Below are 15,271 nucleotides of genomic sequence, written 5' to 3' on the forward strand. Positions count from 1 at the left end.
TGATAGAATAATCGGGATGGAGGGCTTATGGCACTAAAAAAAGCAAGCCTAGCGTGTACGATTTGTGGATCGAGGAATTATTCTATTTCGATTTCTAGTAATCCCAAGCCGACACGATTAGAAGTAAAGAAATTTTGTAAACATTGTGGACAATATCAACTCCATAAAGAAACAAGATAGGAGATTGTTGTGAAGTTTATCGGTGATGTATTTAGACTCTTACGGAAGACCACTTGGCCAAGCCGTAAACAGGGTTGGACAGACTTCGTTTCTGTGATTGAGTACACAGCTTTCTTTGTCGTTTTGATCTATCTCTTTGATTTGGTCGTTTCACAAGGAATTTATCAATTAATTCAGTTTCTACGATAACTACTTGCTAGTTGGCGACAGGTAGTGTTATAATAGAAGCAGAAAACGCAAAAAGCCTTCGGGCTTTTTTATATTGAAAGGATATAGATGATGGATAGTTTTGATAAAGGCTGGTTTGTCCTACAGACCTACTCGGGATATGAAAATAAAGTGAAGGAAAACCTGCTCCAACGTGCGCATACATATAATATGCTAGAAAATATTCTGCGAGTAGAGATTCCGACACAAACCGTCCAAGTTGAGAAGAACGGTCAAACCAAAGAAGTAGAAGAAAATCGCTTTCCAGGTTATGTGCTCGTAGAGATGGTCATGACCGATGAAGCGTGGTTTGTTGTGCGGAACACCCCCAATGTCACTGGATTTGTTGGCTCTCATGGGAACCGTTCCAAACCAACCCCTCTGTTGGAAGATGAAATTCGTCAAATCTTGATTTCAATGGGTCAAACTGTTCAAGACTTTAATATTGATGTCAAGGTAGGAGATACTGTCCGAATCATCGATGGAGCTTTTGCAGACTATACTGGAAAAATCACTGAAATTGACAATAACAAGGTGAAGATGATCATTACCATGTTTGGAAACGATACGGTAGCAGAAGTGAATTTAAACCAAATCGCTGAACTCTAAGAATGGAATACCGGAAAATTAAAAATACCCCAAAAGTTAGACAGAAAAAATCTAACCTTTGGGGTGTTTTTGCGATGAACTGAAGAAATGGCACTGAACTTCCAGACAGATTACGTGAACTGGCGGACACAGGAACAATCCAGTAGCCGGAAAGCTACTCAGGCTGATTTTGACGCGTTTTAAAAAAAGTAACTAGTAAATAGTTACTTTCATTTTATATATTCGTTTATCCAGAGGATGAAATTGGGGAGCAAACCCATAGTGTTCACAGTAGGCGAGGTATGCAATGTATTTGTTTCTGTAGTAGGAAAGTACAATCGGGGAGTATAGAGAAAGAAACAATGATAGGGGCGATAAAATGTAGCCCATTATTATGAACCAAGATTGGTAATACCAAGGTAATTTGAACTTTGTTTTAGTGAGTATAAAATTTTTCATTCTGATCACTCCTTCTAGTGCATTATACCATTTTTCAGGAGAAGGAGGAAAATGTCAAGCAATATCAAAAGAATAAAAATTGAAATCGATGAGGGCTCTCAGTTATTGCTGGGGGCCCTTTTTCTTTCTTTAACCGAACCATCAAACAAAAAAGCCCGATTTGACGGGCTTTTTATTCGGTTAAATCCTGTTAAATCAGGTACAAAAAGGCGGTAGACGGATTTGAACCGACGATCAAGCTTTTGCAGAGCCGTGCCTTACCACTTGGCTATACCGCCATAACAAAACTTATTCTACCGTAAAATAACTCTTTGGTCAAGATGAAAGTGTAGATGCCAGATAGAAATTCTGATTCTTTTTTAAAAAAATGTCCGTGAACTTGGTTTGAATGCGAATAAACTAGTAGAGACAAGTCAAACAGTGGTTTGATGATCATGAATGATGGGGACAGCACTATTTTGTAAAGTCTATGAACATTCTGAGAAAATTGCTCTATCCGAAATAAAATATATAAAGGAGATTGACCTTATGGAAATCAAGTTAACCCCCGAAGAATTGCGGACATCCGCTGTTCAATACACGCAAGGATCGCAACAAGTTACAGAAGTATTGAACCGATTAACGCAAGAGCAGCAAGTTATTCGTGCCAACTGGTCGGGTTCTGCTTTTGATAGTTTTGACAATCAATTTAGCGAGCTAACTCCTAAAATCCAACAGTTTTCTCAATTATTAGAAGACATCAATACTCAATTGAACAAGGTTGCAAGCATTATTGAGGAAACCGATAGCACTATTGCTTCTCAAATTAATGCGTAATAGGATACAGTTGAGGAGGAAGATGGGGTCTTCCTCTTTTTTGTTAGGGAGATTTAGGATGAAGAGGAAACGAAAGCAATATCTTGTTTATGGACTTGCCGTTCTATTGTTTGCGGTAGTCGGAATTGGATTCAATTTAGCTAGTCAAGGACAAGATGACAGGCAACGTGAAGAAAGTCAGCAAGTGAGTACCAAGTTGAATGTTGCCTTGGTCAATGAGGATCTCCCCTACGTAACGGGTGACGGTCAGAAATATAGCTTGGGGTCTTCCTATGTGAAGGGCTTAGAGCGCAGCGAAGAACATCATTGGCAGGTGGTTTCCAGAGCGACGGCTGAAAGTGGTCTACGAAATCACGATTACCAACTCATGGTGGTGATTCCCAGCAATTTTTCCTCCAAGATTGCCGATATCAATCAGATGACTGGGGAGCAAGCGACCATCAGCTACAAAGTCGGTTCAAATGGAAATCCCCAGGTTGAAGTAGTTGCTAATAAAGAAGGAGAGAGGATTGTTGCCAACTTACGGGCACAACTCGTGGATCTGTACATGGCAAGTATCCTCCAGAACTTACATACCACTCAGCGCAATATGGCTATGTTTAATAAACAACAAGGAGCTCAGTTTGGTCAGTTTGAGTCGGGTCTGTACCAATCAACCTTGGCCTTTTCACAGGGCTTCCCACATTTATCGGCCTATTCTCAAGCGTCCCGAGACCTGAATCAACAGGTGTTGACCTCTGTTACGAGTGTGGAACAGATGCTCCAACGAAACCAGTCTGAACAGGTAAGGACTGGGGAAGGCTTAGCAGAAGTTATCGCTAGTGGACAAGGGAGTTCCAGAGATTTTGGTCAGCTCGCATCGACTGTACTAGAGTTAGATACAGAAACGAGCCGGAATGTTTTAGATCGATTGACCCAAGAGATGCAAGAAAAACAGACCATCCTTTCTCAGGGGCTCGCAAACTTGCGTGAAGACCAAGTAGTGACAGACCTAGATCAGCATACGGAGACGATAAAAACAGGGATTATCAAGACTCTCAATGAGAAAATTGGACGTCTAAAACAACAAGTGGAGGATGAAAAGAAGAGGAGTCGGGAGCGTGTAGCGGGGCTAGAAACAGCGGTCAAGAAGGCGATTGCTCAAGAGTATGGCTTGGATCTAGATGAGAAGGGGGCTTTGGTAGGACAACTGACAGTTTCTCAGTTTGTATCGAAGGTGCAGTCAGTGGCTAATTTGCAATCTTATAGCGCTGAGCAACTAGGCCGTCAACAACAGGTGCTACAGCATGCTTTGGGCGATCGTTTACCAGACCGTTCAGTGATTGCCTCTCTCAATGCGACGCTAATGGTAGAAGGAAAGAGTCCTGTATCCACTGTCTTATATGATCATGTAGAGCAGTTTAATCGCTTCGCCTCTGAAAGAGGAGTTCCGCCTGTCACCTTTAAAGGGGGAAATAAGCTCCTTCAAAGTCTCCAGTCAGCGAATGGTCAGGTTGCCGGTTCAGGAAGTTTTTCCTATACAGTGACAGATGGTGGGCTCTTGACACTTCAGACACATCCAAGTACGGGACTGACAGTAGAGAGCGTGACGGTCAATGGGCTTCCCTCCTTAGAGGTGAAAAAAGAAGAGGTTGTAACGATTCAATACCATTATACAGTCAACCTATCTGCAGGCCAAACCGATTTTGAACTAGGTGTGGACATGAGCGTCAACGGATCGACCAAGGGGACAAAAACTGAAAAAGTAGATGTATCGAATCTCCAACAAATTGCGAGAGATGCTCTTATCCAGCAACTCCAGGAAACCTATGAAAGTGCCGATTTCATGATGGATCTACTAAAGGGACCGGGAGGGCAATTCTCTGTCTTAGAGTTAGAGGAAATAGCCCATCTCTCATTGGATGATTATCTATCAAATCTCATCGTGCGAATAACCACAGATGCAGGATATGATGGAAACAGTCTCTCCTTGACGACCAGCCTCACGGACCAGATTCAACAATTAGAGCAAGAGCGAGAGCAATTGGTTCGCGAGTTAGACCAGATGGATCGTGCCAACCAAGATTTGCATCATTCATTGGCAGAAAATACAAATCGGCTAGCGAATATCCGCCTGTTGATGGACCGGCTAAACCAAGATACGAGCCAGGCTCAATCTAGCCAGAAAGAACAGGATCGGGCGACAGCCCATCTCTATCATCAGTTACAAAGTCTATTGCAATCAACGGCCTCTGCACGCAATAGCTCCAACCAAACAATCGAACTGGTGCAAGGGGTGGACCGGCAGTTCCAAGGATTTCACCAGGCTGTAAAGAAGGTAGAAGAAGATAGTAGTCGCTTATCTGTGACTGCAGAAACTCTGAAAGTCGCCTTTAATAGTGAATATGAAAAAAGTAAGGACTTTGTTGCTTCTTTTTCGAAAGTATTTAACAATGCCTACCATGATGGTGTTGCTAATGATGTTCTCATTCAGTTCCTTTCCAATCCCGTTCGTTCTGAGTCGGAAAGTTTAGATACCGCTACTAATAACCGTCGCCCCTTTACCTGGATCCTCTTGTTGGACCTCATATCATTGTTTGTAGGCTATATCTTGGCTATAAGCGGTAGCCATCGAAAGAAAGTGCGTCAGTTTCAAACAGCCTCCCTGTGGAATGGCGGGACGAGTCTTGTTTTGACAAGAGGAGCAGTCCTTCTTGGGCTTATTATAGGAGCGTTTTCAATGAATTCCTTAGCTGTTTCACGATCCTATCTTTCTGCTTGGATCCTGATTGTGATACTGTTTAGTATCGTTCTGGTGCATGGTCATTATCTACTGATCAAAGGACTCCAAGTTTATGGTATGGGAGTGTCTTTGCTGGTTTTGATTTCCTATATTTATTTGACCAGTTCATTCGGGACTGCTGGCACAGTGACTGGCCTTTCGGCTGTATTGAAAAATAGCAATATTCTCCTGTATTTTGAGTCGATCTTGATGGGTTATTTAAACCGATGGCCAGCTGGATTGGGATCCCTTAGTGTCCTCGTAGTTCTATCCGTTCTTGTCATCAGCATCACCATCTTTTTCCCAAAGGTCAAAGAAAAATTCTCATTTGGAGAAAGACATGAAAAGAGTTAAGTTTTTATTGGTTTGTTTGTTTTTTGGACTAGGGATGCATCAACCGATTCAAGCAGAGGATTATCAGGACAACCGATTAAACATCCCAACCGATCGTATCGGACGAGCACCGACCGATGGAATAGGAGATGTGTCTGCAGTAGGAGCCTCTCTTTTTCAGATGACAGATCAACTCAAGCTAAAAACTTACCAAACACAGCGAGAGCTAGGGGAAAGACAAGGAAAAGACGAGCTATTTCGACGGTCGCTCCCGAAACAAGTAAAATCGACTCGAGAAGACTTGTTTCGGAAAGGAGAAGCAACCGCGCATCGTTATACCTCTCATATCGCTTCTCTTCGGGACAGCGAGGGAGCAGATGAATCCCTGGTATGGTGGAGCTATGGACTCCTTCTGGTCGTGTTAATAGGAGTAGGAATCGGTTTGTCTAAAATATCAACCAGGGTGGGAAGAGTTAAAGGAGCATCGAATGCATATTAATATTACCTTGATGTATCGGGACACAGCGATCGACTTACGGATTCCTTTAGAGATTGAAGTTGGGCACCTGATTCGAGAGCTAGCCACTATCTTCCACCTGAAGGTCAATCCCTATAAAGGCCAGTTGAAAGTGGTAGGCAAAGGACTATTATTGGATGAAGGGAAACGACTGGCAGACTACCCTTTGTCGACAGGGGACCGGATTGAATTGCTGGGGATTGCAGAATGGAGCAAGTAGCGGGCTAAATATTTTTCGAATAAAAGAGATGAGAAGGAAAAGGGAGATGAAATGACAGAAGCGGGAGAGTTGAATGTGTCCTTTGGTGGGACGACCTACTGCTATGAGAAGGGAGAAGAGGAATGGAAGGTGCGAATTCCTCGGTCAGAAGTGGCGACTCAGGAAGTGAAACGCTTGCAATTACTGAATTTGCAACATCCTCTCTTGTTGGAGCAGAGTGTCTCTTGGGATGAAAAGGAGATCGTTTTTCGCTATGCCCTTGAAACGCATGGTTTAAGCTTAGAGGATGTAAGAAAAAAATGTTTTTCTGAACAACTGCGGATTGTTTCTAACGTCTTAGATTTGGAAGCCTGCTTTTCCTTGCCGATTACCTTCTTTTTACATCCGGAGACTCTATTTATCAGTAAGAACGGACTGCTGAAATTATCTTATCGGGGGCTTCCCCATGTGATGCCTCCAAGAGAGATGAATCAGGAGGATTTTCTTCGTCAGGTAAAGTGTTTTGTGGTAGCAGTTCTTTCGGAAATGGAATATACGGCCCTGTATGAAGGGTCTCTAGAAGTGGCAAAACTGCCAACTTACTTGAATGAAATTGTGGAAGCACCATCTTCGGAAGAGATTCGCTTCTTGTTGGAGCGAGCCTATCAAGACCAGCTAGCAGAAGAAGCAGAGGAATTCCAACTGGTCTCAAAAAAACACTACCGACTATATAAATACTCAAGTCTTTGGGCTAGTCTGGCCGCTTGTGCTCTCCTCTTTCCGCTCCTGTACTTTATTTTTTTGCGAACCCCCTATTACCAAGCTCTGTTAGATGCAGATACCAGCTTTGTCAAGGAGGATTATTCTGGTTTGGTTACTCAGCTTTCGTTCTTGCAGATTGACGATTTGCCGTACACGCAGCAGTATCAGTTGGCTTACTCGGTCGTAAAGACATTGGATGTGTCAGAAGAGCAACGGGATGTCATCATGCAAAATATCTCAATGAAGTCCAAACAACTCTACTTACGGTTTTGGATTGAAATTGGTCGTGAAGACTATGAAGGGGCGCTTGATACAGCGAAACGGTTGGAAGATATTCAATTGATCCTGTATGCCTTGGATAAGCGGGCGACGCAAGTACGAAAGGATGAGCATTTATCAGGCAAAGAGCGAGAGACATTGATGGATAAACTCCAAAAGGATATTGCGGATTATCGCAAGCAATGGCAGGAAGCGACAGCTAGCACTGACAGCAGCGGTACAGGTACTTCGACTACAAGGACACTAGCATCGTCTGATTAGAAAGGGAAGTAGATGAAGGGGTTTTTACCGATTTATTATAAGGGCTACAGATATGAACTACTAATAGGTAAAAAGGACCACTACCGTATTGCCGGGGCTGGCCCTTGCGATCTCCGGCTTTACCAGTTTGAACATGAGCTGGAAGTGACTATTCTTGATGGGAAGTTGCGGACTTTCTATGATGGACAGGAACTAGCTGGAGAGAGGATAACAACAGTGAGTTCAGATGTTGTATTCGGTGGTATCCAGACAAGTCAGCGGCGGGTCTTTGATATCGGGGCATTGAAAACTCTTTGGATAGGAGAGGATGACCGTACAGACTTGTTCTTTCAAAAGAGTGGTTTAGATCTGTTGGTAGAGCGTCAAGAAGGAGGTTGGCGACTTCAGATATTTGCGGGACAGGTCTATCGAAACAATCTCGCAGTAAAGGAGTCCGATATCTACTTAACTTTTGGGGATGAACTAGCTTTTGGGAAGGAAAAAATCAAACTGTTTCGTGACGAGTGCCAGATATGGGGAGATGGAATTCCAGGGGCCAACTTGTCTAGGCGGTGGGATTCCTGCTATGATCTCTATCCCGGGTTTCCAGATTATCATCGCTCTCCCCGTCTGATGTATCAGGGTTCTAAAGAACAGTTCTGTATTACCCGACCCCCTCAGGAAGTTCGGCCTCCGTCTGATGAGTTGCTCAAAATGATGTTGCCTCCGATTGTCATGATTGGAGTCACTTTGTTGATGGCTGTATTTCAGCCAAGGGGATTATACATTATTGTGACTGTCCTCATGTCTGTGATGACAACTTGCCTTTCCGGAGTCAATTATGTGCGCAATCGAAAACAGTATAAAAAGGATGTGCAGGAACGGATAGACAACTACCAGTATTATCTTGAGGCTAAGGCGCGTGAATTGCGTCAGCAGGTCGAGGAATATCGTAAGAGCCAACTCTACCACTATCCTTCCATCGATGAGATCAGAAAGCTGACCAATCGCTATGATCATCGGATCTATGAAAAAACGTCTCAACAGGTTGATTTTTTACATTACAGGCTAGGGTTGGGGACAGTCCAGCCGCCTTATAGCTTGCGGTATGACCAAATCGAGCGGAGCAAAGAGTCGGATCATCTTGAAAAAGCGGGTTATCAGCTTTTTCGCAGCTATAGTCAGATAAGCCAGATGCCCGTTGTAGCAAATCTTTTACATGGTCCGGTCGGATATGTTGGCCCTAGAAAACTCGTGATAGAGCAGTTGCAGTTGCTGGTTCATCAGTTAGCCACTTTTCATTCTTACCACGAGGTGCAATTTATCCCCATCATACCTGAGGAAGAGCTGGGCGAGTGGAAGTGGATGCGTTTCTTGCCCCATCTGACCTTAGAAGGAATGAATGTTCGTGGATTGGTTTACAACCAACGAACCCGAGATCAGATCCTCAATAGCTTGACCCAGATACTCAAGAAACGGCAGGCTCAAGCCTTGGAAGCGAAAAATGGTCAGTCCCCCCTCTTTCGCCCCCACTATGTTGTTATCTTAACAGCGGAGGAGTTGGTTATGGACCATATGATCATGGAGTTCTTTAAGGAAGATCCGACAGCGCTTGGCTGTAGCCTTATCGTTGTCAAGGATGTTCTGTCTTCTCTAGCTGAGAATGTCAAAACAGTGATTTCTATTCGAGATGTAACGACAGGGGAATTGCTGATGGAAGAAGGACACTTGAGAGAAAAACGATTCAATTTGGACCATTTTCCAGCAGGTTTTGACAAGGAGCAAATTGTTCGAAGATTGGCTCCCCTTCGCCATACGGAAAACTTGAAAAGCTCGATTCCTGAACGTGTCAGCTTTCTTGAGCTGTATGGTGCTAAGGAGTTATCGGATCTTCAAATCCCAGATCGATGGGAGAATCACGCGCCGCACAAGAGTTTGGCCGTTCCGATAGGATGGCGAGGTCCAGGCGACGTTGTAGAACTCAATCTTCATGAGAAGGCCCATGGACCCCATGGATTGATAGCAGGGACGACAGGGGCTGGGAAATCAGAAGTGATTCAGTCTTATATTTTGTCCTTGGCGGTCAATTTTCACCCACACGATGTGGCCTTTCTGCTCATTGATTATAAGGGAGGCGGAATGGCCCATCTCTTTAAAGATCTCCCTCATCTCTTAGGGAGCATTACCAACTTAGATGGAGCCCAATCTATGCGGGCTCTGGCCTCAATCCAGGCTGAATTAAGGCGGAGGCAACGTCTCTTTTCAATGTATGAGGTTAACCACATCAATCAATACCAGAAAAAATACAAACTTGGTCAAGCAACGGAGCCTTTGCCTCACCTCTTTCTAATCTCGGATGAGTTTGCAGAGCTAAAAGTGAACCAACCTGATTTTATGAAGGAGTTGGTCTCGACCGCCCGGATTGGCCGTTCGCTTGGGATCCATTTGATCCTTGCAACACAGAAACCCTCTGGGGTTGTGGATGATCAAATTTGGTCAAACTCTCGCTTTAAGTTGGCGCTTAAGGTAGCAGATCGGGCAGGCTCACAAGAAATGCTCAAAACTCCCGATGCAGCAACGATTACACAGGCTGGCCGTGCCTATTTACAAGTGGGGAACAATGAAGTTTATGAGCTCTTTCAGACAGCTTATTCTGGGGCGGACTACCAAGTGGAAAAGGACAAACTGGGGATTGAAGATCATTCTATCTATCGGATTAACGACCTTGGCCAATATGAAATTCTGGGGGAAGATCTGTCAGGGCTTGATCAGGCAGAGGATATCCGAGAAGTACCAACTGAACTAGATGTGATTGTGGCAGAGCTTCGCCATCTTCACCGAGTAGCAGGAATTGCAGCTCTTCCACAACCGTGGTTGCCTCCGCTAGCAGAAAGAGTCCATTTGGAAGAATTAGATTCGATTTCTCCCGTTCAAGAGTGGCAAAAGAAGACATCTCCAAAGGTCTTGATCGGAGTAGCAGATATCCCTCAAGAACAAAAGCAAGAGACAGTAGAAATTGATCTATCCGAAGAGGGCAATATTCTTCTCTATGGAGCACCTGGGACAGGAAAGACGACCTTCCTTCAGACAGTAGCTATGGACTTAGCCCGCAAGCTTAGCCCAGAAGAATTGACCCTTTACTTGTTGGATTTTGGAACAAACGGTCTCGCCCCGCTTTCCCAACTGCCTCATGTAGCGGATAGTATCCTGCTAGAGCAGTCGGAGAAAGTTCAGAAATTTATTCGGGTCATTCATCAAGAACTGGATCGGCGCAAGAAATTGCTCGCAGAACAGGGCGTAGGGACCTTGGCCCTCTATCGTCAAGTGACAGGAGAGGAGGAACCGGTGATCGTCCTTCTCCTAGATAGCTATGAGTCTATGAAGGATGAGCCTTTTGAAAACGAACTCTTTAAACTCCTGATGCGCATCTCTCGGGAAGGTCTTAGTGTAGGGGTGCACCTCGTCGTCACGGCTAGTCGACAAAACAACCTTCGGGCCCAGCTCTACTCTAACTTCAAGCACCAACTGACACTGCCTCAACACGATGTTGCAGAAATCCGTAGTGTAGTGGGAGCTAGCCCTCTAGCGACTAGCATGGAGGATATCAAAGGACGTGCTCTCCTGAAACGTGAGGATGTCCATGTCCTGCAGCTGGCTTTGCCTGTTTTAGGGGATAATGATATCGATCGAATCAATGCCTTACGTAATCAGGTCCGACACCTCAAGCAACTATGGACTGGAAAAACTCCGGAAGCCATCCCTATGGTGCCAGAGAAATTGACTGAAGAAGCTTTTATGACTCAGTATCCAAGTAGTCAGCAGGCACTTAAAAAAGGAGAGTTCCCACTCGGACTGGAGAAAGAAACGGTCCAAGCTTGCTCATGGAATCCAAAAGAAGGCAATCTCCTTTACCTCTACAGTAAGGATGATGAGCTTGTTCGGATGCTAGACTTCATGTTTCATCGTATCGCAGAAGGAAGCTACAAGCCAGCAGTTGTCCTGCCAGAAATGAGCTTCTTGACAATAGATGAGAAAGTGGCTCGCTATGATAGTGCGATTCAGTATGTGGAGTTGCTTGATGCTCTGACCCGTCAGATGGCAAACCGGATGCAAGAAGGACGGACAGAGTTGACCCATATTATCCTTTGGCCAAACTTTGAGGAGGTCATTTCTAAGCTAAACCCTGACCAGCAGGAGCAATTGCGAGAGCTGTTAGAAAAAGGTCCATCCGTTGGATATGCGCATGTTATCTTGATTCGACCAAGTAATTTGAGCAAGCTTTCGGATCCAGCATCTCGGTCGGTTAAGACGATTCAACAGGCCTTAATCACTGTTCGGATAGCGGACCAGGTCATCGTTTCTCCGAGCAATCGTCCGGTCAGAGAGGCTGCCTTGGCTTCACAGGAAAACTACTGGTTGACCAATCATACCATCGAAAAAATCATGGTTCCCATAGGATAAGGAGGTGCAATGTTAAAATCAGAACAGACCATCCAACTTGAACATGAGCTCACTGCATTGGATGCCAAAATCAAGGCCCTGCAGGAAGTCTCGGAAATCTTGTCAAATTGCCCAACCAAGGTCAAATCAACCTATAATGGCGCTTATAGCGACCATGTGGAGGGGAGACAATATGATAGGATGTATGAAGAAGAAAACGATGTGATTGATGGTTTCAGTACAAAACTAAAAAGTAAGAAAAGTAAAATCATGAGTGAGATTGAATCGAATCTATCCCGGTTGAAGAATCTACAAACAAGCGTCCATTTGCAACTTAGCGCTTCTCGACGAGCAGACGAAGCTGCAACAACAGCCCAACAAGCCCGTACCAAGGATTAGGAGAAAAAGCAATGGTTATGATAACAGTGCATTCAAAGTCTGATTTGAATGCCATAGGTTACGCGGCCAAGAATGCCGCAACGATGTATCGCGAAGCGACCGCAGAAGCGGATCGTTCCTTTCAGATGCGAATAGAAGGCTCAGAAGGAGCAGCCATTAGCACCTTTCTTGAGAAAATCAACACCCTATCCACCAATGTTTTCTCAGTTTACCCAGACTTGCTGGATCGCTTAGGAGAGACGATCCACAATTACACCAAATCCTTAGAATATGAAGGTTTCACGGGGGATCAGGAGATTAAGTCTAGCGATCAAGGGATCGCAGACATCAAGGACTGGTTAACACGGCAACGCTACAATAGTATAGAGAGCAAGGAGAACAACCTTGATGACGTTATCAAAAAAGCCCAGGGAGCCCTTGCTCTGTCCCCACAGGAGGTGGATATCCGTCTAGATACCGGCTCCATTCAACTAGAAGCCTACGAGGAGCTCAGTCGTCTCGCTAAAGCCCGTCAGACTAAGCACGACAATATCACCCAGGATATGCAAACCTTCCGTGATCAACTAGAGCGTCTAGAAGGAGAGTTAACCACCTTGTCTAGCCACTTGACGAACGCCTATTATGTATCTCAGGTGCCCGTTGCCACTCTGTATAAGTGGGTGGCACGAGGATATCTAACGGTAGACAATATGGAGGTCATAGATAGTATCCGGGACAAGGGTGATGATGAAATGTTGGAAGTTATACTGAGCGAAGGTGAAAGCAAGGAAACGTTCTATGCTACATTAGGGGAAGTGGATGCGAGTTTTGTCAGTCAAAACATGATGAATCTGGCCTATGCAAGGATTTTAGAGAATTCGGATCATATCGGTCATTTACAGGAGTTTTTCAGAAAATTACAAGAACAAGACCAGGAGAAGGCTCAGATTTATCTCGAAAAATTAGCAGTATCCGGGACGCTTGCGGCATCATTAGTTTCAGGCATGGGCACACAGCGCTTACCGAAAGTCACGGGGGATTATGATCGTTACATGAAAGAGTGGCGGGAATTACAAGCATCCGGTCAACTCGTAGCACTAAGAGAAAAACTTCTTCACATGGGAAACCTTAACACGCTGTTTGAGTCTGCAATCATTGCAGGGGTCGGGAAGTCTCTTAGTCCTGTAGGCTCTGACAATCCCGATAGAGAGATACCGATTACGACAAGACTAGAGAATCTACGTCAAGTCGGGGGAAGCTATAGCTGGGATGCCGTCACCTATACGGGTGAAAAATATGAGCGAGAAGTTCGCAAAGAAGCGGTTACTAACGGCTATACGGACTCAAGGGTTGAAAGTGATGTCAATCAGGCAGCTGAGAAATACCGGGAATTAGAACAGAAAAAGCAGAAGGCTTTGCAGGATCTCGTTAAAGATCTGCTTCTAGTAGGAACGGATCTGGTGATTCCTGGCTTCTCTAGTGTAGGCTCATTTGCAAGAAGTATTTTAGAGAAAGGAAAAGTTAGTTCGGCTATTTCAGATGGCAACGACTGGTCCAAAACAACTTTGGGGGAAGGCTATACGAAAGGAGCCAAAGGAGGCGTAAAATCCACCAGTAAACTCTTTAGCTACATAGAGTCCGTGGCTGCCCTCTCAAGCGAGAAGGATGAGCAAAAGCGAAATGCTCAAGGAGAATTGTTTGGTATTGGAGGCAGTAGTATCACTGTCGGGGATAAGAACACCAGCTCCCAGAGTCATATCGTCTTTGACCTCTCCGCCAGCCTACAGTATTCTGACTTCCAAGAAAACGGGGTCAGGGGTTATATCTTGAGGCAGTATGATGGAAAAGCATTGGAGAGATTTGATGACGGAATAAAACGATCTGCCATGTCTCAGGATATGCGGGATATTTTAACAGGAAACAGTGATAAGCCGATCACTGAAGTCGGACCGGATCTGATTAGAGATGCTCTAAATAAAATGAATAAAATCACCTATGTTCTAAATAGGAAAGACGGATTAAGTTGGGTAACTCGGTATTATGACAATAATTACCGTGACTTTGATGGATTGACTGGTAATGCAAAGACAAGTCATATGGAAGGGAGCGCAGAATGAAAGGCAAAAAAGTAAAAAAGATTCTCGGAAGTGTTTCTGTATTTTTGATACTGAGTGCGACTGCCTATACTGTCTATTCCCAGTTCTTCGCATATCGTTTTGAGGAAGAACATGCGGCTAATATTACATCTATGGGGCTATTTGGCGACCAAAAGCAGTATCTCTCGGTCGTTGTAGAAGAAGGGACAACTGTTGGTTGGGGAAGTGGTATCACGGTTTCGCAGAATTACTTAGTATCGGTGGATTTTAAGAATCGGATTGATCGTTTGTCCCATCCCTACCAAATGGATGAGGGAGAGTCCGTCATGGTGACCACCTATGATTTAAATACAAGTGATTTTACCAAAAGAAGTTTTGATTTGGCTGATAGATGGCGCAAGGCCAACTATACCTATCAAATCATAAGCGTTTATGCCATAACTTATCAAGGGGAAGACTACCTTGCTGTCAAATACGAAGAAAATGAATACACTTCTGGTATGCTTTGGTATAGTTTGGAGAAAGGAACCTTTATAAAATATGGTGGAAAAGATTTTCAAAGTATCTTTGAATTTCTGGATGGGACATATAGGACTGGCTTAGACGAAAAATTGTTTGAGATGAACATGGATATAAGACAGTATTCATTAAATTACAATTTTAATAAGGCGAAAGGGATAGAAAACCTGAATATCTCAAGGGAGTATCCTCAGATTGCCCAAAATCTATCCAATGGTGGCTCCATCTATGTCCGTCCACTGTTCAGTGACAAAGCTACCTGGTTCAATACTATTATCCATTGGTTTGCGCCGAAAGAGCAAGAAGTCATGGAGCTCTACGCGCCAAATGGCGACACTGGTGAGAAGACACCAATCAGAAGCTATGAGGATTATGAAGCGTGGGCAAAGGCACATCCAGAATTTGGGACTGAATAAAACGATCTGCCATGTCTCAAGTCATGTGGAAGGGAGCGTAGAATGAAAAGCAAAAAAGTAAAAAGTAAAAAAGATTCTCGG

General features: G+C 44.3%; 13 protein-coding genes and 1 tRNA gene. 13 read left to right on the forward strand and 1 reads right to left on the reverse strand.

All coding sequences use genetic code 11. The features are described from left to right. The first annotated feature begins 27 nt into the window (after positions 1-27). From rpmG to STRDD13_RS08515, 4 genes are all read left to right on the forward strand, one after another. Positions 28-180, forward strand: a complete 153-nt coding sequence (gene rpmG / locus STRDD13_RS08305) for a 50S ribosomal protein L33 (RefSeq protein WP_082781214.1) — start codon at positions 28-30, stop codon at positions 178-180. Between the two features lie 9 nt (positions 181-189). Beyond that, positions 190-369 carry a preprotein translocase subunit SecE gene (gene secE, locus STRDD13_RS06735; RefSeq protein WP_067103343.1) on the forward strand — a complete coding sequence of 60 codons (180 nt, stop codon included), beginning with the start codon at positions 190-192 and terminating at the stop codon, positions 367-369. Between the two features lie 90 nt (positions 370-459). Beyond that, positions 460-996, forward strand: a complete 537-nt coding sequence (gene nusG, locus STRDD13_RS06740) for a transcription termination/antitermination protein NusG (RefSeq protein ID WP_067103345.1) — start codon at positions 460-462, stop codon at positions 994-996. Positions 997-1,485: 489 nt separating this feature from the next. Beyond that, the gene (locus tag STRDD13_RS08515; RefSeq protein WP_156471285.1) at positions 1,486-1,650 is read left to right on the forward strand and encodes a hypothetical protein; all 165 of its coding nucleotides are present in this window, start codon (positions 1,486-1,488) and stop codon (positions 1,648-1,650) included. Here STRDD13_RS08515 and STRDD13_RS06750 read toward each other — a convergent pair. Next, a tRNA-Cys gene (locus tag STRDD13_RS06750) sits at positions 1,642-1,712 on the reverse strand. The two genes, STRDD13_RS08515 and STRDD13_RS06750, sit on opposite strands and share 9 nt — an antisense overlap. Before the next feature lie 250 nt (positions 1,713-1,962). Between STRDD13_RS06750 and STRDD13_RS06755 the strand changes: the two genes are divergently transcribed. From STRDD13_RS06755 to STRDD13_RS06795, 9 genes are read left to right on the forward strand one after another with little or no spacing between them, the layout of a single operon-like run. Then, positions 1,963-2,250 carry a WXG100 family type VII secretion target gene (locus tag STRDD13_RS06755; RefSeq protein WP_067103349.1) on the forward strand — a complete coding sequence of 96 codons (288 nt, stop codon included), beginning with the start codon at positions 1,963-1,965 and terminating at the stop codon, positions 2,248-2,250. Positions 2,251-2,308: 58 nt separating this feature from the next. Further along, positions 2,309-5,365 carry a type VII secretion protein EsaA gene (esaA, locus tag STRDD13_RS06760; RefSeq protein ID WP_067103351.1) on the forward strand — a complete coding sequence of 1,019 codons (3,057 nt, stop codon included), beginning with the start codon at positions 2,309-2,311 and terminating at the stop codon, positions 5,363-5,365. Next, positions 5,352-5,843, forward strand: a complete 492-nt coding sequence (locus tag STRDD13_RS06765) for a hypothetical protein (protein ID WP_067103353.1) — start codon at positions 5,352-5,354, stop codon at positions 5,841-5,843. The genes esaA and STRDD13_RS06765 overlap by 14 nt, the downstream gene beginning before the upstream one ends. Further along, positions 5,833-6,081, forward strand: a complete 249-nt coding sequence (locus STRDD13_RS06770) for an EsaB/YukD family protein (protein ID WP_067103355.1) — start codon at positions 5,833-5,835, stop codon at positions 6,079-6,081. The genes STRDD13_RS06765 and STRDD13_RS06770 overlap by 11 nt, the downstream gene beginning before the upstream one ends. 51 nt (positions 6,082-6,132) lie before the next feature. After that, the gene (gene essB / locus STRDD13_RS06775; RefSeq protein ID WP_067103357.1) at positions 6,133-7,362 is read left to right on the forward strand and encodes a type VII secretion protein EssB; all 1,230 of its coding nucleotides are present in this window, start codon (positions 6,133-6,135) and stop codon (positions 7,360-7,362) included. Positions 7,363-7,374: 12 nt separating this feature from the next. Then, on the forward strand, positions 7,375-11,802 hold the full coding sequence (gene essC, locus STRDD13_RS06780) for a type VII secretion protein EssC (RefSeq protein WP_067103359.1): 4,428 nt from the start codon (positions 7,375-7,377) through the stop codon (positions 11,800-11,802). Between the two features lie 9 nt (positions 11,803-11,811). Next, positions 11,812-12,180 carry a hypothetical protein gene (locus tag STRDD13_RS06785; protein WP_067103361.1) on the forward strand — a complete coding sequence of 123 codons (369 nt, stop codon included), beginning with the start codon at positions 11,812-11,814 and terminating at the stop codon, positions 12,178-12,180. An 11-nt stretch (positions 12,181-12,191) separates the two neighbouring features. Continuing rightward, positions 12,192-14,276 carry a hypothetical protein gene (locus STRDD13_RS06790; protein WP_067103363.1) on the forward strand — a complete coding sequence of 695 codons (2,085 nt, stop codon included), beginning with the start codon at positions 12,192-12,194 and terminating at the stop codon, positions 14,274-14,276. Continuing rightward, the gene (locus STRDD13_RS06795) at positions 14,273-15,190 is read left to right on the forward strand and encodes a hypothetical protein (protein ID WP_067103365.1); all 918 of its coding nucleotides are present in this window, start codon (positions 14,273-14,275) and stop codon (positions 15,188-15,190) included. Before STRDD13_RS06790 ends, STRDD13_RS06795 begins: the two co-directional genes overlap by 4 nt. Positions 15,191-15,271: the final 81 nt, after the last annotated feature.

Origin of the sequence: Streptococcus sp. DD13 (genome assembly GCF_001578875.1) — a bacterium.
Classification (GTDB): Bacteria; Bacillota; Bacilli; order Lactobacillales; family Streptococcaceae; genus Streptococcus.

Bases quoted from the DNA above. Each gene is read 5' to 3' on its own strand.
- rpmG (WP_082781214.1), top strand. From the start codon at position 28: ATGGCACTAAAAAAAGCAAGCCTAGCGTGTACGATTTGTGGATCGAGG.
- nusG (WP_067103345.1), top strand. From the start codon at position 460: ATGGATAGTTTTGATAAAGGCTGGTTTGTCCTACAGACCTACTCGGGA.
- STRDD13_RS08515 (WP_156471285.1), top strand. From the start codon at position 1,486: ATGTCAAGCAATATCAAAAGAATAAAAATTGAAATCGATGAGGGCTCT.
- STRDD13_RS06755 (WP_067103349.1), top strand. From the start codon at position 1,963: ATGGAAATCAAGTTAACCCCCGAAGAATTGCGGACATCCGCTGTTCAA.
- esaA (WP_067103351.1), top strand. From the start codon at position 2,309: ATGAAGAGGAAACGAAAGCAATATCTTGTTTATGGACTTGCCGTTCTA.
- STRDD13_RS06765 (WP_067103353.1), top strand. From the start codon at position 5,352: ATGAAAAGAGTTAAGTTTTTATTGGTTTGTTTGTTTTTTGGACTAGGG.
- STRDD13_RS06770 (WP_067103355.1), top strand. From the start codon at position 5,833: ATGCATATTAATATTACCTTGATGTATCGGGACACAGCGATCGACTTA.
- essB (WP_067103357.1), top strand. From the start codon at position 6,133: ATGACAGAAGCGGGAGAGTTGAATGTGTCCTTTGGTGGGACGACCTAC.
- essC (WP_067103359.1), top strand. From the start codon at position 7,375: ATGAAGGGGTTTTTACCGATTTATTATAAGGGCTACAGATATGAACTA.
- STRDD13_RS06785 (WP_067103361.1), top strand. From the start codon at position 11,812: ATGTTAAAATCAGAACAGACCATCCAACTTGAACATGAGCTCACTGCA.
- STRDD13_RS06790 (WP_067103363.1), top strand. From the start codon at position 12,192: ATGGTTATGATAACAGTGCATTCAAAGTCTGATTTGAATGCCATAGGT.
- STRDD13_RS06795 (WP_067103365.1), top strand. From the start codon at position 14,273: ATGAAAGGCAAAAAAGTAAAAAAGATTCTCGGAAGTGTTTCTGTATTT.